The organism is Streptomyces sp. NPDC051567 (assembly GCF_044454165.1).
In the GTDB taxonomy this organism is placed as follows: Bacteria; Actinomycetota; Actinomycetes; order Streptomycetales; family Streptomycetaceae; genus Streptomyces.
Genome location: NZ_JBITDK010000035.1, coordinates 1 through 25,202 on the forward strand (window position 1 = coordinate 1; position 25,202 = coordinate 25,202).

General features: G+C 73.3%; 20 protein-coding genes and 1 pseudogene. 14 read left to right on the forward strand and 7 right to left on the reverse strand.

Annotation, left to right across the window (positions count from 1 at the left end; genetic code table 11):
* Window positions 1–171: 171 nt before the first annotated feature.
* Window positions 172–864, reverse strand: coding sequence for an N-acetylmuramoyl-L-alanine amidase (locus ACIA5F_RS27555; protein ID WP_399357595.1), 693 nt, complete (start codon window positions 862–864; stop codon window positions 172–174).
* A gap of 104 nt (window positions 865–968) precedes the next feature.
* Here ACIA5F_RS27555 and mnmA point away from each other — a divergent pair, with 104 nt between their 5' ends.
* On the forward strand, window positions 969–2,105 hold the full coding sequence (gene mnmA / locus ACIA5F_RS27560; protein ID WP_399357517.1) for a tRNA 2-thiouridine(34) synthase MnmA: 1,137 nt from the start codon (window positions 969–971) through the stop codon (window positions 2,103–2,105).
* A 65-nt stretch (window positions 2,106–2,170) separates the two neighbouring features.
* On the opposite strand, the gene ACIA5F_RS27565 is transcribed toward mnmA, so the two are convergent.
* A complete protein-coding gene (locus tag ACIA5F_RS27565; RefSeq protein ID WP_399357519.1) occupies window positions 2,171–2,365 on the reverse strand; it encodes a DUF397 domain-containing protein in 195 nt (64 codons plus the stop codon).
* Between the two features lie 12 nt (window positions 2,366–2,377).
* On the reverse strand, window positions 2,378–3,232 hold the full coding sequence (locus tag ACIA5F_RS27570) for a helix-turn-helix domain-containing protein (RefSeq protein ID WP_399357521.1): 855 nt from the start codon (window positions 3,230–3,232) through the stop codon (window positions 2,378–2,380).
* Between the two features lie 288 nt (window positions 3,233–3,520).
* On the opposite strand from ACIA5F_RS27570, the gene ACIA5F_RS27575 reads away from it, so the two are divergent.
* The 9 genes and pseudogenes from ACIA5F_RS27575 to gatB all read left to right on the forward strand — a co-directional run bounded on the left by ACIA5F_RS27575 (window position 3,521) and on the right by gatB (window position 15,207).
* Window positions 3,521–4,411, forward strand: coding sequence for a DUF1330 domain-containing protein (locus tag ACIA5F_RS27575; protein ID WP_399357523.1), 891 nt, complete (start codon window positions 3,521–3,523; stop codon window positions 4,409–4,411).
* A 60-nt stretch (window positions 4,412–4,471) separates the two neighbouring features.
* Complete coding sequence (locus ACIA5F_RS27580; RefSeq protein ID WP_399357525.1) at window positions 4,472–5,170, forward strand: SDR family oxidoreductase; 699 nt, start codon at window positions 4,472–4,474, stop codon at window positions 5,168–5,170.
* A complete protein-coding gene (locus ACIA5F_RS27585) occupies window positions 5,167–6,150 on the forward strand; it encodes a methionine synthase (protein WP_399357527.1) in 984 nt (327 codons plus the stop codon). Before ACIA5F_RS27580 ends, ACIA5F_RS27585 begins: the two co-directional genes overlap by 4 nt.
* 30 nt (window positions 6,151–6,180) lie before the next feature.
* Window positions 6,181–8,373, forward strand: a pseudogene (gene ligA / locus ACIA5F_RS27590) (NAD-dependent DNA ligase LigA); the annotation flags it as partial.
* A gap of 584 nt (window positions 8,374–8,957) precedes the next feature.
* Entirely contained in the window at window positions 8,958–11,087 is a 2,130-nt protein-coding gene (locus ACIA5F_RS27595; RefSeq protein WP_399357597.1) for a putative bifunctional diguanylate cyclase/phosphodiesterase, read from the forward strand.
* Window positions 11,088–11,627: 540 nt separating this feature from the next.
* Complete coding sequence (gene gatC / locus ACIA5F_RS27600) at window positions 11,628–11,924, forward strand: Asp-tRNA(Asn)/Glu-tRNA(Gln) amidotransferase subunit GatC (RefSeq protein WP_399357529.1); 297 nt, start codon at window positions 11,628–11,630, stop codon at window positions 11,922–11,924.
* Window positions 11,925–11,929: 5 nt separating this feature from the next.
* A complete protein-coding gene (gene gatA / locus ACIA5F_RS27605) occupies window positions 11,930–13,435 on the forward strand; it encodes an Asp-tRNA(Asn)/Glu-tRNA(Gln) amidotransferase subunit GatA (RefSeq protein WP_399357531.1) in 1,506 nt (501 codons plus the stop codon).
* Window positions 13,432–13,677, forward strand: coding sequence for a hypothetical protein (locus ACIA5F_RS27610; RefSeq protein WP_399357533.1), 246 nt, complete (start codon window positions 13,432–13,434; stop codon window positions 13,675–13,677). The genes gatA and ACIA5F_RS27610 overlap by 4 nt, the downstream gene beginning before the upstream one ends.
* A 36-nt stretch (window positions 13,678–13,713) precedes the next feature.
* Entirely contained in the window at window positions 13,714–15,207 is a 1,494-nt protein-coding gene (gatB, locus tag ACIA5F_RS27615) for an Asp-tRNA(Asn)/Glu-tRNA(Gln) amidotransferase subunit GatB (protein WP_399357599.1), read from the forward strand.
* An 88-nt stretch (window positions 15,208–15,295) separates the two neighbouring features.
* Here gatB and ACIA5F_RS27620 read toward each other — a convergent pair whose 3' ends face one another.
* Together ACIA5F_RS27620 and ACIA5F_RS27625 are read right to left on the reverse strand one after the other, a co-directional pair.
* A complete protein-coding gene (locus ACIA5F_RS27620) occupies window positions 15,296–15,919 on the reverse strand; it encodes a GNAT family N-acetyltransferase (RefSeq protein ID WP_399357535.1) in 624 nt (207 codons plus the stop codon).
* Window positions 15,916–18,168: a penicillin acylase family protein gene (locus tag ACIA5F_RS27625; protein WP_399357537.1), complete on the reverse strand. Its 2,253-nt coding sequence runs from the start codon at window positions 18,166–18,168 to the stop codon at window positions 15,916–15,918. The genes ACIA5F_RS27620 and ACIA5F_RS27625 overlap by 4 nt, the downstream gene beginning before the upstream one ends.
* A gap of 60 nt (window positions 18,169–18,228) precedes the next feature.
* Between ACIA5F_RS27625 and ACIA5F_RS27630 the strand changes: the two genes are divergently transcribed.
* On the forward strand, window positions 18,229–18,966 hold the full coding sequence (locus ACIA5F_RS27630; protein WP_399357539.1) for a siderophore-interacting protein: 738 nt from the start codon (window positions 18,229–18,231) through the stop codon (window positions 18,964–18,966).
* A gap of 148 nt (window positions 18,967–19,114) precedes the next feature.
* Here the strand turns inward: ACIA5F_RS27630 and ACIA5F_RS27635 are convergent, their stop codons facing one another.
* Complete coding sequence (locus tag ACIA5F_RS27635; protein ID WP_399357541.1) at window positions 19,115–19,921, reverse strand: GNAT family N-acetyltransferase; 807 nt, start codon at window positions 19,919–19,921, stop codon at window positions 19,115–19,117.
* Between the two features lie 383 nt (window positions 19,922–20,304).
* On the opposite strand from ACIA5F_RS27635, the gene ACIA5F_RS27640 reads away from it, so the two are divergent.
* From ACIA5F_RS27640 to ACIA5F_RS27650, 3 genes are all read left to right on the forward strand, one after another.
* Entirely contained in the window at window positions 20,305–22,557 is a 2,253-nt protein-coding gene (locus tag ACIA5F_RS27640; RefSeq protein WP_399357543.1) for an MMPL family transporter, read from the forward strand.
* 39 nt (window positions 22,558–22,596) lie between these two features.
* On the forward strand, window positions 22,597–23,151 hold the full coding sequence (locus tag ACIA5F_RS27645; protein WP_399357545.1) for a GNAT family N-acetyltransferase: 555 nt from the start codon (window positions 22,597–22,599) through the stop codon (window positions 23,149–23,151).
* A 103-nt stretch (window positions 23,152–23,254) separates the two neighbouring features.
* Entirely contained in the window at window positions 23,255–23,890 is a 636-nt protein-coding gene (locus tag ACIA5F_RS27650) for a hypothetical protein (protein WP_399357547.1), read from the forward strand.
* 102 nt (window positions 23,891–23,992) lie between these two features.
* Here the strand turns inward: ACIA5F_RS27650 and ACIA5F_RS27655 are convergent, their stop codons facing one another.
* Complete coding sequence (locus ACIA5F_RS27655; protein WP_399357601.1) at window positions 23,993–25,159, reverse strand: PQQ-dependent sugar dehydrogenase; 1,167 nt, start codon at window positions 25,157–25,159, stop codon at window positions 23,993–23,995.
* Window positions 25,160–25,202: the final 43 nt, after the last annotated feature.

Consider the following 25,202-nt stretch of genomic DNA (forward strand, 5'->3'; position numbering starts at 1 on the left):
CCGGCCGAAAGCCCAGGTACGTCCCGTACGAGGACTTCCGGCCGACACGCCGGGACCACGCACCGGGCGCCGCTCCTCGACGGGCAAACGTCGCCTGACGCGGCACTAGGCCCGGTGACCGGGTAGGTTCACCGGGCCGGGCCGGCCCGGCCCGGCCCGCACCGCCCGGTCTCAGCTGGGCCGTGCCTGGGAGGTCCCGCCGGGGACGGCCGTGAGCTCCGCACGTATCAGGGTGAGGTAGCGGTCCCAGTTCCACAGGGGGCCCGGGTCCGTGTGGTCGGCGCCCGGCACCTCGGAGTGGGCGATCAGGTGCTCGCGGTCCGCCGGTATGCCGTACCGGCGGCAGATGTCGGCCGCCAGCCGGGCCGAGGACGCGTACATCGCGTCCGTGAAGTCCTTCGGGCGGTCCACGAAGCCCACGTGCTCGATGCCGACGCTGCGCTCGTTCATCGAGCGGTTGCCCGCGTGGTAGGCCACGTCCAGCTCGCGCACCATCTGCTCGACATGGCCGTCCTGGCGGACTATGTAGTGCGCCGACGCCTTGTGCCACGGGTTCTTGAAGGCGTTCACCGAGGACTCGAAACCGCCCTGTGTGACATGGACGACGATCCGGTCCACCCGGTAGTCCTCGGGCCGGTCCGCCAGCCGCCAGTTCGCCGGGGAGGCCGCCGTCCAGTTGGCGCCCGCGTGGTCGAGCGCGCCCTCCACCCGGGGTCTGGACGTCCCCGGCAACAGCCACCAGGCGCGGGCTATCTCCTCCCGCCCGGCGACCGCCGCCGCCGTGACCAGCCCGAGCCCCCCGAACAGCACGGCCCGGCGGCCCGTGACCGGCCCGCGCCCCGTCTTCCCGGCCTCGCGCGTCATATGAGCCACCCCCTCTGAATCCGCTCTGATCCGCTCCGACTCCACCCCTCGCACCGGACAACGCGCTGGACCCCCGCGCGGTTCCCCGTACCCTGGACGGTGCTATGACTGAGAACCTCGCGCGCACCCGCCCCCTTCGTGTCCTGGCCGCCATGTCCGGCGGCGTGGACTCCGCCGTCGCCGCCGCCCGCGCGGTCGAAGCCGGGCACGACGTCACCGGCGTCCACCTCGCGCTCTCCGCGAACCCGCAGTCCTTCCGGACCGGCGCCCGGGGCTGCTGCACCATCGAGGACTCCCGCGACGCCCGCCGCGCGGCCGACGTCATCGGCATCCCCTTCTACGTCTGGGACCTGGCCGAGCGGTTCCGTGAGGACGTCGTCGAGGACTTCATCTCCGAGTACGAGGCCGGCCGCACCCCCAACCCCTGCCTGCGCTGCAACGAGAAGATCAAGTTCGCGGCGCTGCTGGACAAGGCCCTCGCCCTCGGCTTCGACGCCGTCTGCACCGGCCACTACGCCACCGTCGTCCTGGCCGAGGACGGCTCCCGCGAGCTGCACCGCGCCTCCGACATGGCCAAGGACCAGTCCTACGTCCTCGGCGTCCTCGACGAGAAGCAGCTCGCCCACGCCCTCTTCCCGCTCGGTGACACCCTCACCACCAAGGACGAGATCCGCGCCGAGGCCGAGCGCCGGGGCCTGGCCGTGGCGAAGAAGCCCGACAGCCACGACATCTGCTTCATCGCCGACGGCGACACCCAGGGCTTCCTGGCCGGCCGCCTCGGCAAGGCGGAGGGCGACATCGTCGACGAGTCCGGCGAGAAGATCGGCAGCCACGACGGCGCCTTCGGCTTCACCATCGGCCAGCGCAAGGGCCTGCGGATCGGCCACCCGGCCGCCGACGGCAAGCCGCGCTACGTCCTCGACATCTCCCCGGTGAACAACACCGTCACCGTCGGCCCCGTCGAGGCCCTCGACGTCACCGCCCTCACCGCGATCCGCCCCCGCTGGTGCGGCTCCACGGCCGCCGCCCCGGGCACCTACACCGCCCAGCTGCGCGCCCACGGCGGCGAGACCGAGGTCTTCGCGGAGGTCGTGGACGGCGAGCTGCGCGTCTCCTTCACGGCCCCGGTCCGCGGCGTGGCCCCCGGCCAGGCGATCGTCCTCTACGACGGCCCCCGCGTGGTCGGCTCCGCCACCATCGCCACGACCACCCGCGCGGCGACGGCCTCCGCCGCCGTCTGACCGGGGGCGGGCGGTACGGGGCCGCCGCGCCGGGCGGCCGTACGGCCCCGGCCGCGCGGGGCCGGTCAGCGCGGGGCGCCCGCCTCGGCCCGCGCGGCCGAGACGAGGGCCGCGAACGCGGCGTGGCCGACCTTCACCACGCGGTGCGGGAAGACGCTGTCCCGGATTGCCGCGCCGTCGCCTTCGCAGACGGCAACCTCGACGCAGTTGTTGCCTCCGGCGTCGGAGTAGGACGACTTGAACCAGACCAGCTCGGACAAGAACGCTACCTCTTACAGCTCTCTGGCGATTGTGCGGATGAAGTCCCTTGACGCTTCTGGAGTCAACGCCTTTTTCTCCACCAAGTCCAGCCGAGTGCGGAAGTGAACCAACTGCGTGGGCGCGTCGATGAAGACCGCCCCGGTGGGCGAGTCCATGTGCACCGTGTCCAGGTGCTGGTTCACGGCTTCTACGTAGAGGACTGACGAGTCTCCCATCAGCTGAAACCCGCCTACCGAGAACGGGATGACGAGGAGAGTCACGTTGTCCCGCTCGCTCGATGCGGCGAGATGGTTGAGCTGGTCCAGAGCCACTTTCCTGCCGCCGAGCTGCATCCGCAGGGCTGCTTCGTGGATCACGCCGACGTACGGGGTGGTTCCGTTTCCAGTCACCACGCCTTGGCGGGCCAGGCGATGGGCAACACGCAGTTCCAGCTCCAAGCGAGGCAGCGGCGGAGTGAAGAGCTCGAAGATCGCTCGGGCGTGATCCTCCGTCTGGAACAAGCCCGGGAGATGGGTCGTCTGCACCGTCCGAATCCGGACGGCGTCCTGTTCAAGCTCGGAGACGTCCAGAAAGCCGGGAGGGATCTTCCCTCGGTAATCCTCCCACCACCCGCCCCTGCGCCCACCGGTCATGGTGGCCAAGGCTTCGATCAGCCCGGTGTTGTCGCACTGGTAGATGGTTGCGAGCCGGCGAAGGCGCTCCTCGCTGATGCCGAAGCGCCCGGCCTCGACATTGGAGATCACCGTCCGGTCGGTTCCGAGGAGGCCCGCAGCAATAGGGGCGGTCATGTCTGCCGCCTCGCGAAGCCGTCGCAGTTCGGCGCCGAACCGGCGTTGGCGGATGGTGGGAGCGTGCCTCGGTGCCATTCATCTCTCCTTGCTCGCGCACAGTTTGCCGACGAGGGCAGCCTCGGTCCACCGAAACGAAGATGTTCACTCGTTCAAGTGGAATGGGTAGCACTGTTATGTGCTTCATGGCTACGGTGTGTGGCGAACCACTCGTCCGCCGAGCCCGTCCCGCAGGAAGCGCACCGCCCGCCCAACTGCACGCAGGGGAAAGCGGGATGGGCAAGCCACCAGCAGGGCGCGGGCATCACGACCCGGGCGTGTGGTCGATGTAGACCGAAGCGTCACGCCGCACATGGAGGTGCCCGCGTGGAACCGGAAGCAGCAGCAGAAGGCAACCGAGGTGACGGACCCGTTCCGCCGCCGATTCCCTTCGCCGAGGACTGGGAGTACGAGCTCCACTTCCCCCGAGACCCCCGCGCGCCCGCCATCGCCCGGACCACCCTCCGGGCCGTGCTCCGCGCGCACGGGCTGGACGAACTCACCGACCGCGCCGAACTGCTGGCCTCCGAGCTGGCCACCAACTCCGTCCGCTACACCAAGGGGCCCGCCTCCGTACGGCTGCGTTGGGCGCACCCCGTGCTGCGGGTCGGGGTCTCGGACCCTGGGCCGGTGTTCCCACTGGCCCTCCCCGGGCCGCCCGCGTGGGACGGCGAGCGGGGCCGGGGCACCTCCGCCCGCATCCGCCCTCGCGGCCTGAGCCCGCCCCTCCCGGAGTCGCCAGGCCGCCGCCTCACGGGAACACGTACGCGTACCCCGCCCGGTATGACCTCCGAGGTCATCGCCGGGCGGGGGTGCGGGGGGACAGGATCGGGGGGAGCATCCGATCCGACCGGCTCCAGGGAGACGACCACCATGACCGCCTACGCCCTCGCCCATCTGCGCCCCGCGACCATGAACGCGGAGATCCTCCACTACATGGAGGAGATCCAGGCGACCCTGGACCCCTTCGAGGGGCGGTTCCTCGTCCACGGGGTGCAGGCCGAGGTCCTGGAGGGGCCCTTCCCGGGCAGTGTCGTCGTCATCGCCTTCCCCGACGCCGAGCGGGCCCGCGCCTGGTACACCGGCGACGCCTACCAGGCCATCCTGCCGCTGCGCACCCGGCACATCCCGGGCGAGGTGATCCTCGTCGACGGCGTCCCGCCCGGCTACGACGTCCGGCGCACCGCCGCCGCGCTGCGCGCCGCCGCCGGGCTCTGAGGCCGGGGGCTCCGCGGCAGGCCGGAGGCCGGACACGCGGGCACCCGCCGGGGTGCGAGCATGGGCGGTATGGCTACTCACCTGATCACCGGTGCCGGTTCCGGCATCGGGGCCGCCGTCGCGGCCCGACTGCACGCACGCGGCGACGACCTCGTCCTCCTCGCCCGCGACGCCGGGCGCGCCAGGCAGCTCACCGACCGCTACCCCGGCGCGCGGGCGCTCGTCGGTGACCTCGCCGATCCCGACCGGCTCTCGTGGGCCTTCTCCAAGCAGGCGATGCCCGAGCGGATCGACTCGCTCCTGCACATCGCCGGCATCGTCGACCTCGGCCCCGTCGGCGAGCTGCGCCCCAAGACCTGGCACCAGCAGCTCAACGTGAACCTGATCGCCCCCGCCGAGGTCACCCGGCTGCTGCTGCCGACCCTGCGGGCCTCGCGCGCCAGCGTCGTCTTCGTGAACTCCGGCGCCGGTCTGCACACGTACGCCGAGTGGGGCGCGTACTCCGCCGCCAAGCACGGGCTCAAGGCGCTCGCCGACGCGCTGCGCGCCGAGGAGCGGGAGAACGGCATCCGGGTCACCTCCGTCTACCCGGGGCGCACCGCCACCCCGATGCAGGCCAAGGTCCACTCCCAGGAGGGCAAGGAGTACGACCCCTCCACCTGGATGGACCCCGATTCGGTGGCGACGACGGTCCTGATGGCCGTCGACCTGCCCCGCGACGCCGAGATCGACGACCTGACCGTCAGGCCCGGCCGATGAGCGCGGGAGCCACCGGCGTCGGCTCGCTGCCCGGCGGCGACGCCCGCGAGGCCGCCAGGACCGTCACCGGGTCCTTCGAGGAGTTCCCGTACCTCGCCGAGCTGCCCGCCCGGGGGCCCGGCGCGGACATGATCGGCCGCTCCCTGGGGCTGCTGGTCGACATGTACGCGCACGTCGAGCCCAGCGGCTGGCGGATCAGCGACCGGCCCGGCCGCGACAGCAAGCGCTCCCGCTCCTGGCTCGGCGAGGACCTGGACGCGCTGGAGGAGTTCACCCAGGGGTACCGGGGGCGGCTGAAGGTCCAGGCCGTCGGGCCGTGGACGCTCGCCGGAGCCCTGGAACTGCACGGCGGCGAGGCCGTGCTCCAGGACGCCGGAGCCTGCCGGGACCTGGCCGGATCGCTCGCGGAGGGCCTGCGCGACCACCTGGCCGACGTCCGCCGCCGCATCCCCGGCGCCGAGATCGTGCTCCAGTTCGACGAGCCGTCCCTGACCTCGGTCCTGCTCGGCCGGGTCCGCTCCGCCAGCGGCTACCGCACCTACCGCGCGGTGGACCGGCAGGTGGTCGAGGGCACGCTCCGCGAGCTGTTCGCCGTCCACGACGGAGAGGTCGTCGTCCACTCCTGCGCGCCCGAGGTCCCCTTCGGACTGCTGCGCCGGGCCGGTGCGAACGGCGTCTCGTTCGATTTCTCCTTGCTCACGGAGCGCGAGGACGAGGCCATCGGGGAGGCCGTCGAGGCCGGGACGAAACTCTTCACCGGGGTGGTGGCGGGCACCGACGGCCCGTTGTCGGACCCTGCGGGTAGCGTCATGGGTGTCAGGAAGCTCTGGCGCAGGCTGGGGCTGGCCCCGGGGGCTCTCGCGGAGTCCGTCGTGGTCACCCCGTCGTGCGGTCTGGCGGGCGCTTCGCCCGCCTACGCCCGCGCGGCACAGGCGCACTGCGTCAAGGCGGCGAGGTCGCTCGCCGACAACCCTGAGTGATGGTTGAGACGGGCCACGGGAGGACACGGCATGGCAGCCGAACAGCAGCAGGGCGACGAGGCGGACGTTCCGGCGGCGGCGCGTGAACAGCACGCGCTCCTGGCCGAACAGATCGAGGAACACCGCTTCCGGTACTACGTGAACGACCAGCCGGTCGTCAGCGACGCCGAGTTCGACACGCTGCTGCGCTCGCTGGAGGCGCTGGAGGAGCGGTACCCCTCGCTGCGCACGCCCGACTCGCCCACCCAGAAGGTGGCCGGGGCGTACGAGACGGACTTCGCCTCCGTCGAGCACCGCGAACGCATGCTCTCCCTCGACAACGCCTTCGACGACGAGGAACTGACGGCCTGGGCCGAGCGGGTCGCCCGGGACGTCAACACCGGCGACTACCACTACCTGTGCGAGCTCAAGGTGGACGGCCTCGCCGTCAACCTCACCTACGAGAACGGCCGCCTGACCCGCGCCGCCACCCGGGGCGACGGCCGCACGGGCGAGGACATCACCTCCAACGTCCGCACCATCGGGGAGATCCCGGACCGGCTCACGGGCGAGGACCTCCCCGCCCTGGTCGAGATCCGCGGCGAGGTCTTCTTCCCGATGGACAAGTTCGAGGAGCTCAACGCCCGGCTGGTGGAGGCGGGCGAGAAGCCCTTCGCCAACCCGCGCAACGCGGCGGCCGGTTCGCTGCGCCAGAAGGACCCCAAGGTCACCGCCACCCGCCCGCTGCACATGGTGGTGCACGGCATCGGCGCCCGCGAGGGCTTCGACATCGACCGCCAGTCACAGGCGTACGACCAGCTGCGCGCGTGGGGCCTGCCCACCACCACCCACCAGGAGGTCGCCACCTCCCTCGACGAGGTCCGCCGGTTCATCACCCGCTACGGCGAGGACCGGCACTCGGTGGAGCACGAGATCGACGGCGTCGTCGTCAAGGTGGACGAGATCGCGCTCCAGGGCCGCCTGGGCTCCACGGCGCGCGCCCCGCGCTGGGCGATCGCCTGGAAGTACCCGCCCGAGCAGGTCAACACCAAGCTGCTCGCCATCCGCGTCGGCGTCGGCCGCACCGGCCGGGTCACCCCGTACGCGGTGGTCGAACCGGTGACGGTGGCCGGTTCCGAGGTGGAGTTCGCCACCCTGCACAACCAGGACGTGGTGAAGGCCAAGGGGGTCCTCATCGGCGACACGGTGGTGCTCCGCAAGGCGGGCGACGTCATCCCCGAGATCCTCGGCCCCGTCGCCGACCTGCGGGACGGCACCGAGGAACCGTTCGTGATGCCGCAGGAGTGCCCGGAGTGCGGGACGCCGCTCCAGGCCATGAAGGAGGGCGACATCGACCTCCGCTGCCCCAACGCCCGCACCTGCCCCGCCCAGTTGCGCGAACGCCTCTTCTACCTGGTCGGCCGCGCCTGCCTGGACATCAAGAACTTCGGGTACGTGGCCTCCTCCGCGCTCACCCAGCCGCTGGAGCCGGCCGAGCCGCCGATGGCCGACGAAGGGGATCTTTTCGGCCTCACCGTCGAGCAGCTGCTCCCCATCACCTCGTACGTCAGGGACCAGGACTCCGGACTGCCGAAGATCGACCCCAGGACGGGGGAGGCGAAGGTCGTCACCTTCTTCGCCAACAAGCAGGGCGAACCGAAGACCAACACCCTCGCCATGCTCGCCAACATCGAGGAGGCCAAGAGCCGGCCCCTCGCCCGCATCATCAACGGCCTGTCGATCCGCCACGTCGGCCCGGTCGCCGCCGAGGCACTGGCCCGCGAGTTCCGCTCCATCGAGCGGATCGAGGCCGCGACCGAGGAGGAACTCGCCGCCACCGACGGGGTCGGCGCCATCATCGCCGCCTCCGTCAAGCAGTGGTTCGCGCAGGACTGGCACCAGGAGATCCTGCGCAAGTGGCGGGAGGCCGGGGTCCGGACGGAGGAGGAGGACGCCGACGAGGAGCGGGGGCCGCGCCCGCTGGAGGGGCTGACCGTCGTCGTCACCGGCACGTTGCAGAACCACACCCGGGACGGCGCGAAGGAGGCCCTGCAGAGCCGTGGGGCCAAGGTGACCGGCTCGGTCTCCAAGAAGACCTCCTTCGTGGTGGTCGGCGAGAACCCCGGCTCGAAGTACGACAAGGCCGTACAGCTCAAGCTCGCCGTCCTGGACGACGCCGGGTTCACGGTCCTGCTGGAACAGGGCCCCGACGCGGCGCGCGAGGCGGCGCTCGTGGTGGAGGAGCCCGAGCCCGAGCCCGAGGCGCGGCCCGTGGTGGACGGGGCGGCGGACGCGGCGCCGTCCGCCGTCGTGGAGGCGCGGCCCGCGCAGGACGGGGCGCTCCCCGCCGGGGGCGGCGGGGAAGAGGCCGGGCCGGAACCGCGGGAGGTCGTCCCGGAGGTCCCGGGGGAGTAGCGAAGGCGAACGGATGCGCGGCATGCGGCCGTACGGGCGGGCGCACGCCGGGCGCGGCGGCCGGTGGTAAACGGCTGGTACATGGCTGTTCGCAGGGCGGTGACCTGTCGGATCATCGGACGGGCGACCGGAGGGTCCCCGTCCGGACTCACCCGTCCGGCGGACACCGCGCGGATGAGGACGGCCGGGCCGGCTTCGGACAACCACCGCCGACCGCTGCCCCTGGGAGCCTCTCGCGCCCTACTGTTGTGGGGTGCGCCTGTCGTGCACGGCCACAGGACGCGAAGGCGGCCGTGAAGGCACGACATTCGGGCCATCGCGTGGCATCGGCACCGCCGGCTGTGAGAGGGACGGGCATGAAACCCACCGAAAGCGCCGACCCGTCACCCGATGTCGGCGGGCAGCTCCCGTCCATGCGGCCGGGCCGGTCCGGATTCCCCGGAGCCAGGCCCCCGCGGACCGGGCCGCTCGACACCGGCACGGGCGCGGGGGACCCGGTCCAGCGCACCGTCCTGCCCTCCGTCGTGGTGGGCCTCGCCGCCGTCGTGCTCGGCGCGGGCATCGCCACCACCCTGACCCACCGTCACGCGCTCTTCCCCGGTGGCACGGTCGGCTGGTCGCTCGCCCTGCTCACCGGCATCATCGTCGGCCACCTGGTCGCGCTCGGCCGTGACCGCTGGTGGGGCGGGACCGGCTCCGGCGCCGCGCTCACCCTCGGCGTCCTCGTCCTCTACGGATGGGTGCCCGCGGGGCTGGTCTCGCTGGCGGTGGTCTCCCTGGTCGGGGCCGCGCGCCGGCACCGCTGGCGGCAGGGGCTGCTGCACGGCGCCGTCGACATCCTCGGCATCGGCGCGGGCGCCCTCGTCCTCGCCGCCTTCGGCGAGAACCCGACCGTCGAGTCGCCCTGGAGACCCACCACCTGGGGGGCCGAGGCCGTCCCCGAGGTCATCCTCGTCGCCGTCGTCTACCTCCTCGTCACCCGGATTCTGCTGTGGGTCGCGCTCGCCCCGCGCGGCTGGGGGCTGCCCACCATCGCCCGGACGGCCCTGGTCCGGCAGGTCCTGGTGGCCGTCGCGCTGCTCGGCATCGCCCCGCTGATCTGCGTGGTCGCCATCACCCAGCCGGTGCTGCTGCCGCTGTTCGCCGTCCCCCTGATCGCGCTGGACTCCACCCTGCGGATCGCCCGCGCCCGCGCCGAGGAACAGCTGCGGGACCCGCTGACCGGGCTGCCCAACCGCCAGTGGCTGCTGGAACGGACCTGGACCGCGCTGGACGAGGCCGAGCGGGCGGGCACCCGGTCCGCCCTGGTCCTGATCGACCTCGACCGGTTCCGGGCCGTCAACGACACCCTGGGCCACCTGGCCGGTGACCGGCTGCTGCTCCAGATAGCGGACCGGCTGCGCCAGGCCCTGCCCCCGCACGCCGAGGCGGCCCGGCTCGGCGGCGACGAGTTCGCCGTCCTGCTGCCGGTCGCCGACTCGACCACCAGCGCCCAGCGCGTCGCCCGGCACCTGGTCGCCGAACTCAGCTCCCCCCTCGACCTGGACGGCCTCACCCTCGTCCTGGAGGCCAGCGCCGGCCTCGCCGTCTTCCCCGACCACGCCCTGGACGCGGAGGGACTGCTGCGCCGCGCCGACGTGGCGATGTACCAGGCCAAGCGCGACCGCACGGGGGTGGAGGTCTACGAGTCCAAGCGGGACAGCAACACCCCCGACCGCCTCGGTCTCCTCGGCGACCTCCGCCGGGCCCTGGACGCCGGGGAGGTGGAGCTCCACTACCAGCCGAAGGTCCGCTTCGACGGGCAGGTCGCCGGGCTCGAAGCGCTGGTCCGCTGGGTGCACCCCGAGCGCGGCCGGGTCTCGCCGGACGAGTTCATCGCCATCGCCGAGACCTCGGGGCTGATGCCGCACCTGACCGAGTACGTCCTGGAGACGGCCCTCGCCCAGGTGGCGCGGTGGCGGGCCCAGGGCCTGAAGGTCCCGGTCGCGGTCAACGTCTCGCCCCGCGACGTCCACACCCCGGGCTTCGCGGGAGCCGTCGCCGCCCGCCTCGCCCGCCACGGCGTCCCGGCGAGCGGCCTCCAGCTGGAGATAACGGAACACGTCCTGCTGGAGGACCCCCAGCGGGCGGCCGACACCATGGCCGGGCTCACCGGCCACGGCGTGAAGATGTCGCTGGACGACTTCGGCACGGGCTACTCCTCCCTGGTCCACCTGCGGCGGCTGCCGGTCAGCGAGCTGAAGATCGACCGGTCCTTCGTGGCCCGGCTCGCGGTCGACTCCCAGGACGCGGAGATCGTCCGCTGCACCGTGGACCTCGCGCACTCGCTGGGCCTGCTGGTCGTGGCCGAGGGCGTGGAGGACGACGAGACGTGGGAGCGGCTGCGGGACCTGGGCTGCGACGCGGTCCAGGGCTGGCTGGTCGCCGCCGCCATGCCGCCGCAGGAGGCCACCGCCTGGCTGCTGGCCCGGGGTGAACGCGGCTGGCGCCGCCCGGCCGACATCTCGGCCGAGCTGGCCGCCGCCGAGGCCGACGCGGGCTGACCCCGCCGGTGGCTCCGCCGGGGCCGCCGGGTGCGGGGCGCGTCCGGGGCGGTCCGGTGCGGGCGCGGTGCCGGGGGTCCCGGGCGGGCCGCCGTGGCCGGGGCTCCGCCCCGGACCCCGCGCCTCAAACGCCGGCGAGGCTGGAGGATGCGGCGGGGTGAGGCCGGAGGGGGCGGCCGGGCTGGAGGATGCGGCGGGGTGAGGCTGGAGGATGCGGCCGGGCCGGAGGATGGCGCGGCGAGGCTGGAGGATGCGGCGGGGTGAGGCCGGAGGACGTGGCCGGGCCGGAGGATGGCGCGGCGGGGCCGGAGGACGTGGCCGGGCCGGAGGGGGCGGCCGGGCTGGAGGATGGCGCGGCGGGGCCGGAGGGGGCGGGGCGGTGGAGCCGGGGGACGTGGCGCGGCCGGGCCGGAGGGGGCGGTGGTGGGTCCGGGCCGGTGTCGTGGGTGGCCGGTGGGCAAACCGTTTCGTGGGTCGGGGGCCCTGCCCCATAGGATTGGCCCCGAAACTACACACTCACCACCCTCAGAGGATCGCCTCATGCCTGGCATCACGCGCGAGGAGGTCGCCCACCTCGCTCGGCTGGCACGTCTGGAGCTGAAGAGCGAAGAGCTGGACCACTTCGCCGGACAGCTCGACGACATCATCGGCGCGGTCGCCCGCGTCTCCGAGGTCGCCGACCAAGACGTCCCGCCGACCTCCCACCCGCTGCCGCTGACGAACGTCGTGCGCGCGGACGAGGTCCGTCCTTCGCTCACCCCCGAGCAGGCGCTTTCCGGCGCCCCCGCCCAGGAGCAGCAGCGTTTCAAGGTGCCGCAGATCCTGGGGGAGGACTAATCACCATGGCTGACACCACCATCGACATCATCCGTCTCACGGCCGCGCAGACCGCCGGGAAGATCGCCTCCGGCGAACTCACGGCCGTCGAGGTCACCGAGGCCCACCTGGCCCGCATCGACGCCACCGACGAGAAGGTCCACGCCTTCCTGCACGTCGACCGCGAGGGCGCGCTCGCCCAGGCCCGCGCCGTCGACGCCAAGCGCGCGGCGGGCGAGAAGCTCGGCCCGCTGGCCGGCGTCCCGCTCGCCCTCAAGGACATCTTCACCACCGTCGGCATCCCGACCACCGTGGGCTCGAAGATCCTCGAAGGCTGGATTCCGCCCTACGACGCCACCCTGACGCGCAAGCTGAAGGAAGCCGGTGTCGTCATCCTCGGCAAGACCAACATGGACGAGTTCGCCATGGGGTCCTCCACCGAGAACAGCGCCTACGGCCCCACCGGCAACCCCTGGGACCTCACCCGTGTCCCCGGCGGCTCCGGCGGCGGCTCGGCGGCGGCGCTCGCCGCCTTCCAGGCGCCCCTGGCCATCGGCACGGACACCGGCGGTTCCATCCGCCAGCCCGCGGCCGTCACCGGCACCGTCGGCGTCAAGCCCACCTACGGCGGCGTCTCCCGCTACGGCATGGTGGCCTTCTCCTCCTCCCTCGACCAGGGCGGCCCCTGCGCCCGCACGGTCCTGGACGCGGCCCTCCTGCACGAGGTCATCGCCGGGCACGACCCGCTCGACTCGACCTCCATCGACGCCCCGGTCCCGCCGGTCGTCGAGGCCGCCCGCAACGGCTCCGTCGCCGGGATGCGCGTCGGCGTGGTCAAGCAGTTCGCGGGCGAGGGCTACCAGGCCGGTGTCGTCCAGCGCTTCAACGAGTCGGTGGAGCTCCTCAAGGAGCTCGGCGCCGAGATCGTCGAGCTGGACTGCCCCTCCTTCGACCTCGCGATGGCCGCGTACTACCTGATCGCGCCGTCCGAGTGCTCCTCCAACCTGGCCCGCTTCGACGCCATGCGCTACGGCCTGCGCGTCGGCGACGACGGCACCCGCTCCGCCGAGGACGTCACCGCCCTGACCCGCGAAGCCGGTTTCGGCGACGAGGTCAAGCGACGCGTCATCCTCGGTACGTACGCGCTCAGCTCCGGCTACTACGACGCGTACTACGGTTCGGCCCAGAAGGTCCGCACGCTCATCACGCAGGACTTCGAGAAGTCCTTCGAGCAGGTCGACGTGATCGTCTCCCCGACCACGCCGACCACCGCCTTCGCCATCGGTGAGCGCACCGACGACCCGCTCGCCATGTACCTCGCGGACCTGTGCACCATCCCGACCAACCTGGCCGGCAACTCCGCCATGTCGCTCCCCTGCGGCCTGGCACCGGAGGACGGTCTCCCGGTCGGGCTCCAGATCATCGCCCCGGCGATGAAGGACGACCGGCTGTACAAGGTCGGCGCCGCCGTCGAGGCGGCCTTCATCGAGCGCTGGGGCCACCCGCTGCTTGAGGAGGCACCGTCCCTGTGAGCACCAGTGCACTGTCCAAGGCCAAGGGCTTCAAGAAGTCCAAGTCCGGCACCTACCTGTCGATCGGCACCACCGCCTTCGGCGCCCTCGGCGTGATCAAGCAGGCCCGCAAGGCCCGCACCGAGCACGACACGCTGAAGCTGGTCGACGCCGTCGTGTCCGCCGCCGCCATCGTCACCGGCCTCGCGATCCTGTACCGCGAGCTGAAGCGCCTGGGCGACGACGACGTCCTGCTGGGCTGAGAGGGAAGTTTCACCGTGACCACCTTCACCGAACTGATGTCGTACGAGGACGCTCTGGCCTCGTACGACCCCGTCATGGGCCTTGAGGTCCATGTCGAGCTCGGCACCAGGACCAAGATGTTCTGCGGCTGCTCGACCGAGCTGGGCGCCGAGCCCAACTCGCAGACCTGCCCGGTCTGCCTCGGTCTGCCCGGCGCGCTCCCGGTCGTCAACGCGATCGGCATCGAGTCGGCCATCAAGATCGGCCTCGCGCTGAACTGCGAGATCGCCCAGTGGTGCCGCTTCGCCCGGAAGAACTACTTCTATCCGGACATGCCGAAGAACTTCCAGACCTCCCAGTACGACGAGCCCATCGCCTTCAACGGCTTCCTGGACGTCCAGCTGGAGGACGGCGAGATCTTCCGCGTGGAGATCGAGCGCGCCCACATGGAGGAGGACACCGGCAAGTCGCTGCACGTCGGCGGCGCCACCGGCCGCATCCACGGCGCCTCCCACTCGCTGCTGGACTACAACCGCGCCGGCATCCCGCTCATCGAGATCGTCACCAAGCCGATCGAGGGCGCGGGCGAGCGGGCCCCCGAGGTCGCCAAGGCGTACGTCGCCGAGCTGCGCGAGGTCATCAAGGCCCTCGGCGTCTCCGAGGCGCGCATGGACAAGGGCCAGATGCGCTGCGACGTGAACCTGTCGCTGCGCCCCGGCCCCGAGGCGCCCTTCGGCACCCGCAGCGAGACCAAGAACGTGAACTCGCTGCGGTCCGTGGAGCGCTCGGCCCGCTACGAGATCCAGCGGCACGCGGCCGTGCTCAGCGGCGGCGGCACGATCGTGCAGGAGACCCGGCACTTCCACGAGGAGGACGGCTCCACCACGGCCGGCCGCATCAAGGACAACGCCGAGGACTACCGGTACTTCCCGGAGCCCGACCTGGTCCCCGTCGCCCCGGCCCGCGCCTGGGTCGAGGAACTGCGCGGCGGCCTGCCCGAGATGCCGCGGGTGCGCCGCAACCGGCTCCGCGAGGAGTGGGGCGTCACCGAGCACGACATGCAGTCGATCCTCAACGCGGGCGCGGTGGACTCCATCGTCGCCACCACCGAGGCGGGCGCCGACTCCACGGCCGCGCGCAAGTGGTGGATGGGCGAGCTGGCCCGCAACGCCAACGAGCAGGGCGTCGTCGTCGACGAGCTGCCCATCACCCCGGCCCAGGTGGCGCGCGTCGCCGCCCTGGTCGCGGAGGGTTCGCTCAACGACAAGCTGGCCCGCCAGGTCCTCGAAGGCGTCCTCGCCGGTGAGGGCGGACCGGACGAGGTCGTCGAGAAGCGCGGCCTGAAGGTCGTCTCGGACGAGGGCGCGCTCGGCGCGGCCGTGGACGAGGCCATCGCGGGCAACGCGGGCATCGCGGACAAGATCCGCGGTGGCAAGGTCGCCGCCGTCGGCGCCCTGGTCGGCGCGGTCATGAAGACCACCCGCGGCCAGGCCGACGCGGCGCGCGTCAAGGAACTCATCCTGGAGCGCCTGGGCGTCAGCGAGGGCTGAGCCCCCGCCAGGTCCCGTCCGTCCCGTACATGGCCGAAGGCCCCGCACCCACGAGGGTGCGGGGCCTTCGGCCATGTACGGGACGGGGTTACAGGGCCACCGGCGCGCTGAGGAAGACGAGACGGGCCTGCTTGGCCGGGAGGTACACCTCGGGCAGGTCGATCTCCGGGAGTTCGACCTCCGGGCCGAGGACGAAACCGGTCCGCAGCAGGCGGGCGATGGCCTTCTCGTTGCGGGCGTCGGGCTCGGCGACCACCCGGCGGGTGGTGCCGTCGGAGAAGACGAACCCGAAGAAGGCCGTCATCAGCCCCGCGCTGAAACCGCGCTCGGCCGGGCCCTGGGTGGGGCCGATCAGCAGGTGGACACCGGTGTCGCCGGGCCGGACCTCGTAGCACTCGCTGACCCGGTCGGCCGCGCAGTCGTACGTCTGGAAGAGCGCGACCGGCTCGCCCTCGCGGCTGACCATGAAGGCGTGGTGGGTGGTGCGGCTGTCGACGTCCTCGTAGATCTCCTGGACCAGCTCGCGGCTGGCCCCGCCCATGCCCCAGAAGCGGGCCCGTTCCTGGGTGACCCACGCGTGGATCAGGGCGGAGTCGGCGGCCGGGTCCACGGGGGTGATGGTGACCGTGCCGAAGCCCTCGACCAGCCGCATGAACACGGGCGCTCTGGTGGAGGTGGTCGCCGGGACGGGGGCGGGGGACGGGGAGGTCATATCGATTCCTTGGTGAGGCGGGTCCAGTCGGTGACGACGGGGACGAGTTCGCACCGCGCCCAGAGGGTGAGCTGGTCGCGGTGGTGGGGCGCGCCGGTCACACCGTCCGCGCCCAGCGGGACGGCCCAGAGGCTGTCCTGGCGGCGGGCGAGGTCCCATACGTAACGGGCCGCCGACGCGCGGGCGGTGAGGTCGGTGAAACCGGGGACGGAGGAGGTGGCGTTCACGCAGTCGTGGTCGCCGCCGAGGCCGGGCCACTGCGCCTTCGGGTCCGGCAGCGCCGACCAGGGGGCGAGGCGGTGCACCTCCGACCAGGGCGCGCCGGCTCCCTCGGTCCGCGCCGCCGTCTCCTCCAGGGCCGCGCGGACGTGCGCGGACCGGTCGAGGCCGGGGAGGAGGGCGGTGGTGAGCAGCCCTTCGAGGGCGTAACCGACCCGGGGGAGCAGGTGGAGCCAGGGGTGGAAGACCTCCGGGCCGGTGGGCGCGCCCGCCAGGTCCGCGAAGACGGGGTCGGCGGCGAGGCGGCGTACGGTCGCGGTCCGCAAGGCCGAGAAGACGGTGGCGTCGGTGCTGTTGGCGTCCATGTGCCGGTCCCAGGCCAGGAGCCGGGCGCGCAGGGCCTCGGCGGCGGGGGTCAGGCCCTCGAAGCCGGGCAGCAGGGCGAGCAGGGGCGCGGCCGAGGCCAGGTGGGTGTCGGCGTGCACCTCGGCCATCCGCTGGGGCGACCACCGGGAGGAGGCGCCGAGCAGGGCGCGGATGCGTTCGGCGCGGTGCGGGGGCGCGAACTCCACGCCGAGCGGGGAGGCGATGCCGCGCGCGTTGGCCATGACGGCGACCTCCCGCACGGGCTCGGCGGGGGTCGGCTCCCAGCCCTGCCAGGCGTACCGGCGGTCCCACGCGGGGACCGGGCGCAGGCGGTTGGCCGCGTGGCGCAGGGGCACGGCGCCCGCGACGCGGTGGAGCAGGCCGCCCTCGGTGTCGGCGGCGTGGACGACGTTGACGGGCTCGGCCCAGCCGTCGAGCGCGCGGTCGATGTCGGCGACGGTGCGGGCGCGCAGGAGGGCGGGGAGGGCGGCGAAGCCGAGGTCACGGCGGACCCGGGGCGGGTAGCGCAGGGAGAGCGCCTGTCCGGCGGTGAGGTCGACGGGCTCCGTGTCCCGGTCCCGGCCGGTGTCCGTGCCGGTGCGTGTACCGGTGTTGGTAGCGGTGCTCGTGCCAGTGCCAGTGCCGGTGCCGGTGGTCGTGTTCGTGCGCGTGCCGGTTTCCGGGTCCGGGCCGGTGGGCGCGGAGCGGTCGACGACCACCGGGCCGCGGGCGGTCTCCAGGACCTCGACCTCGACGGGATCGGCGCCCGCGACGGTGACGGTCTCGGTGTGCCGGTGGACGGGTTCCCAGACCCCGTCCGGGCCCAGCGCCTCGACGGCGCCGTCCGCGGTGCGGCGCAACTGCTCGGTGTACAGGTCCTGGTAGTCGGCCATCGCGTTGGTGATGGCCCAGGCGGCGGTGCCGGTGTGCCCGAAGTGGGCGAGTCCGGGCACCCCGGGGACGGCCAGGCCGAGGACGTCGTACTCGGGGCAGGAGAGACGTATCTGCTGGTAGACGCCCGGGTCCTCGATGAACCGGTGCGGGTCGCCCGCGATGATCGCCGAACCGGTGGCCGTGCGGTCGCCCGGGAGCATCCAGCCGTTGCTGCCCGCGGTGCCGGGGCCGTCGGTGGCGAAGAGGGTCACCGCGTCGTCGCCCAGGGCGTCGGCCACGCGCTCGCGCCACAGTTTGGTGGCGAAACCGGCGAAGAGGACGTGGGTGGCGATCCAGATCGCGAGCGGCACCCAGGGCTCCCAGGGGGCCGGGGCGTGGCCCGTGCGCGCGAACCGCTCGTCGCGGGCGGCCCCGGCGGCGAGCCCCTCGTTGACGCCGTCGACGTACGCGCGGACCCAGGCGGCGGTCTCCGCGTCCAGGGCCTCGTGGCAGCGGCGGGCGGTGTCGGCGAGCCGGCTACGGCGGGCGAAGGTGTCCCAGGCCACGGACTCGGGGCCGAGGAAGGCGGCGCTGGAGCCCTGGGCGCGGTGCCGTTCGACCTCCAGCTGCCAGGCGCGGTCGAGGGCGGTGACGCGGCCCTGGGCGCGGGCGAGGGCGAGGGCGTCGGAGGCGCGCAGGTGGGGGATGCCCCACGCGTCGCGGTAGACCCCGTCGTGCTGTTCGTCCTCGTGGGCCGCTGCGCTCTCGCTGTTCACACTGCTCACACTCATCCCCATAGTGCATTAGGTTAGGCTGGCCTAACTATAAGGGTGTCAGGAGAAGGGGCGGACATGGCTGTCGGTAAGGGCTGGGAGGGAGTGGTCCTCAAGCTCATGCGGGGCAAGGACTTCACGTTCACGGTGACGGGGACGGAAGAGGTCACGGAGCACTACCGCAGGGTCCACTTCACGGACGGCGGGCTGCTCGCGGCGGCCGGGGAGTCCCTCCACCCCACCATGTGGGTGCGCGTCTGGTTCGAGGGCGCGGGCCGCCCGCACCAGCGCGCCTACACGCTGGTGGACCCCGATCCGGCCGCCGGGACGTTCTCCTTCGAATTCGCCCTGCACGACGGCGTCGCCAGCGCCTGGGCGCGCACCGCGCGGCCAGGCGACACCGTCGACGCCACCGTCCAGGGCACCGGCTTCACCGCCCCCGTCCCGGAGCCGCGGCGGCTCCTGGTCATCGGCGACCCGGCCTCCCTCCCGGCCATCAACTCCCTGCTGGACGCCTACCCGCAGACCCCGGCGACGATCTGGTTCGAGACCCAGCACGCCTCGGACGCGGAGCTGCCGGTACGGGTGGACGCGGACCGGCACGAGATCCGGCGGGTGGAGCGGGGCGCGGGCACGACCCTGGTGGACCAGGTCAAGGCCCAGCTCCCGGAACTGGTGACGGACCCGGAGTCGGCGTACGTCTGGCTCGCCTGCGACACGGCGACGACCCGCGCCCTGACGGCCTACCTCCGCAAGGACCTGGCCCTGCCCAAGCAGCGGGTGAACGGCCTGGGCTACTGGCGGCCGGGCGCGTAGCCCACGCGGACGGCCCGGACCGACCCGGCCTGGCCTGGCCGACCCGGGCGGTCGGGGTGGGCCGGGCGGTTCCCGGCGGTGGGGCGGGCGCGGGTGCTCCCGTCACCCGCGCACCCGTCTCCACACCTCCAGCCCCACACCTCCCGTCCTACGCCTCCGGGCCGCGCTCCCACAGGTACGGCACCGTCACGCCCAGGGCCCCGAACCCCAGGCGCTCCAGGATCGGGCGGCTCTCGTCCGAGGCGTCCACCTGGAGGTAGGGGATGCCCCGCTCCGCCGCGATACGGGCCCGGTGGGCGACCAGCAGCCGGTAGACGCCCCGGCCGCGCCACTCCGGGACCGTGCCGCCGCCCCAGAGCCCGGCGAAGGACCCGCCGGGGCGCATCTCCATCCGGGCCGCGCTCACCGGGGTGGCGCCCGCCATCGCCACCACGGCCGCCACGTTCCCGGGCTCGTCCCGGACCAGGCCGAGCAACTGCTCCCGGAGCCCGGGGCGCCCGGCGCCGAAGGCCCGGTCGTGGACCTCCACCATCAGGTCCACCCCGGCCTCGTCCGTCACCACCCGCAGCGTGATGCCCTCGGGCGGCTCCACCGGCAGCCCCGCGAGATCGGCGACCCGCGCCACCATCAGCGTCTCGGCCGGCTCCGCGACGAGGCCCGCCGCCCGCAGCCGGTCCCCGAGGTCCGCCGGGCGGTCGTAGTCGTACAGCTTCCACTCGAACGAGGAAGCCCCGGCCCCGGCGAAGAACGCCACCTGCGCCGCGATCTCCGCGTCCGCCGTCGCCTCGTCGAGGTCCGACCAGAGGATGCTGTTCCCGCCGTCCCCGGGCGCGCTCTGCCGGACCACCGCGCCCACCCGCTCCACGCGGGCCGCCGGGTCGGGCAGGGCCTCCCGTCGCATCTCCCGGTCGTACCGGGCCCGTACCTTCAACAGTTCGTCGTGATCGGTCGTCATCGTCCCAGCTGACCAGCGACGGCCCCGCCGCACAACCGCTTTTGGCCCCGGCCCGTGACACCGGCCCGGCCCGGCGGTACGGCGTCACGGCGGGGTACGGTGGTCCCCGCCGTCCGGTGGCTCCGGCCCCCGGACACCTCGTCGGCGGGCCGGTCGGACCACGCTCCCCGTGACCGAGGTCCCGTACCGTGCGGGCCCCTTGTGACGATGCCCACGAAAGAGGCCGACGATCAAGAAACATTGAGATCGTGGAGGCGCAGACCATCCCGGCCGGGCCCGGAGGAACGACCTTCCGGACCGGCGGCCGGGTCTTGACGAGTTCAGGCGCTCTTTGCCTCGGGCCACCTCCCGGGAAAGATCCGAACCACCAGGGAGCACGTCCGTTGGCAGCAATCGCACGGTGGTGCATGCGGCACCGCCTCGCGGCCGTACTGATCTGGCTGCTCACCCTCGGCACCACCGCCACGGCCGCCCTCGCCGCCGGAACGGCGTTCTCCAACGACTACGAGATCCCCGGCACCGAGTCAGGCAAGGCGGCCGAACTCCTGCGCCAGGGCTTCCACGGCCAGGGCGGCGACACGAACACCGTCGTCTGGCGGACCCCGGACCATCAGACCGCGCACACCCCCGGTGTCGAGCGGCGGATGAGCCGGGCCCTCGACACCGTCGCCGGGCTCCCCGGCGTCGCGTCGGTCGCCGGACCGTACGGCGCCGACCCCGAGAGCGCCGCCCGGATCAGCGTCGACGGACGCACCGCCTACGCCGTCGTCACCTTCGACCGGCCCGCCGACTCCGTCCCCAAGGAACAGGCCAGAGCGGTGATCGACGCCGCGAAGACCCCGGACGCCGGCGCGGACGGCCTCCACGTCGCACTCGGCGGCCGTGCGATCGGCCTCGCCGAAGCCCCCGGCGCCCACCTCGCCGAGGCCATCGGCGTCGCCGTCGCGGCCCTGGTCCTCTTCCTGGCCTTCGGCTCGCTCGCCGCGTCCCTGGTGCCCATCGCGACCGCCCTGGTCAGTGTGGGCACCGCCTACTTCGGCATCTCCCTCCTCGGGCACGCCATGCCCGTCGCCGACTTCGCCCCGATGCTCGGCACCCTCGTCGGCCTCGGCGTCGGCATCGACTACGCCCTGTTCATCGTCACCCGGCACCGCAAGGGCCTGGCGCGCGGCCTCTCCGTCGAGGAGGCCGCCGAGAACGCCGTCGCCACCACCGGCCGGGCCGTCGTCTTCGCCGGGGCCACCGTCTGCATCGCGCTGCTCGGCATGCTGGTGCTGCGGCTGAAGTTCCTCGACGGCGTCGCCATAGCGGCCTCCGTCACCGTGGTGCTCACCGTCGCCGCCTCGGTCACCCTGCTCCCCGCCCTCCTCTCGTACATCGGCGTACGCGCCCTCTCCCGCCGCGAGCGCCGCAGGCTCGCCGCCGAAGGCCCGCGCCCCGAGCCGGTCACCGGCTTCGCCGTCCGCTGGTCGGCCCTGGTCGAGCGGTATCCCAAACTGCTCGGCGCCGTCGCCACCGTGGTCATGCTGGTACTGGCGCTGCCCACCCTCTCCCTCCACCTGGGCACCTCCGACCAGGGCAACAACCCGGCCGGCTCCACCACCCGGCAGGCGTACGACCTGCTGGCGGAGGGTTTCGGGCCCGGCACGAACGGCCCGCTCGCCGTCGTCGCCCGCCTCGACGGGGCCGGGGACCGGCTCGCCGTCGAACGCCTGGCCGACGCACTGCGCTCGGCCGAGGGCGTGGCCTCCACGGGCCCGGCCGTCCTCAACCGGAGCGGGGACACCGCCGTCCTCACCGTCGTACCGGAGTTCGCCCCGCAGTCCCGGGCCACGAGCGACCTGGTCGACACGCTCCGCACGGAGGTCGTCCCGGACGCCGTGCACGGCAGCTCCATGCAGGTCCACATCGGCGGGGTGACGGCGGGCTACGACGACTTCGCCGAGGTCATCATCGGCAAACTGCCGCTCTTCGTCGGGGTCGTCGTCGCCCTCGGCTGCGTGCTCCTGCTGCTGGCCTTCCGCTCCATCGGCATCCCGCTGAAGGCGGCGGCCATGAACATCGCCGCCGTCGCCTCCTCCTTCGGCGTCGTGGTGGCGGTCTTCCAGTGGGGCTGGGGCAGCGAACTGCTGGGCCTGGGCAGCGCGGGACCGATCGAACCCTTCCTTCCCGTGATCATGGTTTCGGTCCTCTTCGGCCTGTCGATGGACTACCAGGTCTTCCTCGTCAGCCGGATGTACGAGGAGTGGCTGGAGACGGGCGACAACAAGAGGGCCGTCCGCGTCGGACTCGCCGAGACCAGCCGGGTGATCAACTCGGCGGCGGTGATCATGATCGCGGTCTTCCTGGCCTTCGTCCTCAGCGGCGACCGGCTCATCGCGATGTTCGGCATCGCGCTGGCCGCCGCCGTGGCCCTCGACGCCTTCGTCCTGCGCACCCTCCTGGTCCCGGCCCTGATGCACCTGCTCGGCGGGGCCAACTGGTGGCTGCCCGGCTGGCTGGACCGCAGGCTGCCCCGGATCAGCATCGAGCCCCCCGAACGCCGCCCGCGTGCGACACTTCCCGCGCAGCGCCCCGACCACCCGGGCCCCGCCACGGGCGAGGACAGCACCGTGCCCGCCCCGGCGTCCCGGTGACCCGGCGATCCACCGCACCAGACCCGAGGAAGACCCCGCATGTTCTCGACAGCCCTCACCGACGACGCGTACCTGTTCCCGCTGGAGGTCCGGCACGCCGAGGAGTTCCTGGCGCACATGGACCGGGGCCGGGAGTACATCGGTGAGCACATCCTCCTCCCCGACTTCGCCGCCGACCTCGACTCGGCCCGCGCCTTCCTCGCCGGCTACGCGCAGAAGACGGCCACCGACACCGGACGGCTCCACGGCATCCGCGTCGACGGCGCCCTCGTCGGCGGAGTCCTCTTCCGGACCTTCGAGGCCGACACCGGCAACTGCGAGATCGGCTGCTGGCTGGAGCCCGCCGCGGCCGGGCGCGGGCTGGTGACGAAGGCCTGCCGGACGCTGATCGACTGGGCCTTCCAGGAGCGCTCCATGCACCGCGTGGAGTGGCACGCCTCCGCCGCCAACTCCAAGAGCCTGGCCGTGGCCCGGCGGCTCGGGATGACCCGCGAGGGCGTCCTGCGGGAGAACTACCTCCACCGGGGCGTCCGCCAGGACACCGAGGTCTGGTCGGTACTGACCCACGAATGGCCCCCGGCCCGGACCGCCTGACCGTGCCCGCCGCAGGTCCCGCCGGGGACCTGCGGCCCCCGGCGCCCGTGCCCTCCGGCGGATTCTCAGAAACCTCTCAGACAGGACGCCTACGGTGCCCCGCATGGACACCACGAAGACCCCCGCCCCGCGCGCTCCCGAGGCGGACTCCGCCGAGCCCCAGAACCCCGCGACCGCGGACACCACGGGCACGAGCACCCCGGCCGACCTCACCAAGGCCGAGGCCGCCGGGAACCCGGCCGACGCGCCCGCCACCGACGACGACGCCGCGCCCGCCGCCGAAGACCTCGACGAGGACCTCGACGAGGAGCCCGCCGAGGCCGGCGAGCAGTCCTCCGGCGTCGCCGCCGCGGCCTTCGCCGTCGTCGCCACCGGCCTGGGCCTCGTCGCCCTCAGCGGTAGCTGGGTCTCCCGCGTCTTCGCGGAGCGCCAGACCCTCATCGGCCAGATCGAGTCGAGCAAGGCAGCCTCGGCCGAGGAGCAGATCGCCGCGCTGTACGGCGACGCCTGGCACATGACCGCCCTGGTCAACGGTGTCCTGTCCACCCTCGCCCTGCTGATCGCCGTCTTCGTCCTGGCGCTCCCCGCCTTCGGCAACCCCGGCCGCACCCTCCCGGCCTGGGTCCGCGCCGTCTCCTGGGCCGCCGTCGCCCTCGGCGCCCTCGGCGTACTCGTCTTCGGCCTCATGTACTTCGACATCCTGGCCCCCCTCCCCGCGGCCCCCGCAGGGCCCGCGTAAGCACCACCCCCGGCGCGTCCCGCGCCCTGTGAGGCGGCTTCGCCCCACAGGGCGCGTGCGCCCGATGCGTCACGCCCTGTCGTGTCCCGTCCGGTGCGCCGGTCACCGCACCGTCAGGGTCAGGGCCCTGTCGTCGCCCTCCTCGGGTGAACCGCGACCGTCCGATTCGCTCGTGACCAGCAGCAGCTTGTCCCCGCCCAGGGCCACGACCGTGCGCAGCCGGCCGTACTTCCCCTCCAGGAAGGCCTCGGGCGCCGCCACCGGATCGGCCCCGGCCAGCGGGACCCGCCACAGTCGGCTGCCCTTGAGCCCGGCCACCCACACCGACCCCTGGGCCCAGGCGATCCCGCTCGGCGACGCCTCGCCCGGTTTCCACACGGCCACCGGGTCCCGCATGCCCGGCTTGCCCGCCTTCCCCTCGGCCTGCGGCCAGCCGTAGTTCGCGCCGGACTCGATCAGGTTCAGCTCGTCCCAGGTGTCCGTCCCGAACTCCGAGGCCCACAGCCGCCCCTCCCCGTCCCAGGCGAGCCCCTGCACATTGCGGTGCCCCCAGGAGTGGACGACCGAGTCGGCCTCCGGACCGCCCGGCACCGGCTTCCCGTCCGGGGTCATCCGCAGGATCTTGCCGCCCAGGGACCGCTTGTTCTGCGCGTGCCCGGGGTCACCGGTGTCGCCCGTCCCCGCGTAGAGCATCTTGTCCGGGCCGAAGGCGATCCGGCCGCCGTTGTGGACGAAGCCCTTGGGGATGCCCCGGAACACCGTGTCGGGCGCGCCCAGTTGCTGCCCGGCGGCTCTCCTGTCGTCGTAGCGCAGCCGGGCGATGCGGTTGTCGGACACGGTCGTGAAGTACGCGTACACCTGCCGGTCCGAGGCGAAGGAGGGGGACAGGGCGAGGCCCAGCAGCCCGCCCTCCCCGCCCGGGGCCACCCCGGGCACCTCGCCGATCTGCGTCACCCGGCCCGTGGCCATCTCGATCCGGCTGATCGTCCCCTTGTCCCGCGAGGCGACCAGCAGGTTCCCGTCCGGCAGCACGGCCACGCCCCACGGGGCCTCCAGGCCCTTCGCGATCTCGCCCGTCACCGTCACCGAACCCTTGTCCGGCGGCGCCGGCGCCGCCGGACCGGGGGAGGCGGAGGGGCCGTCCGGGGGCGCGGCCGGCGCGGTGGCCGTCCTGGACGGGAAGTCCTCCAGCTGCGCCCCCGCCCCGCCCGCCGGTGAGCACCCCGCCACCAGCAGGGCCCCGCACCCGGCCAGCGCGACCGCCGTCAGCACGCCCCGGCCCCGCGCGCCGGGGCCCCCGTACCGCTCCCGG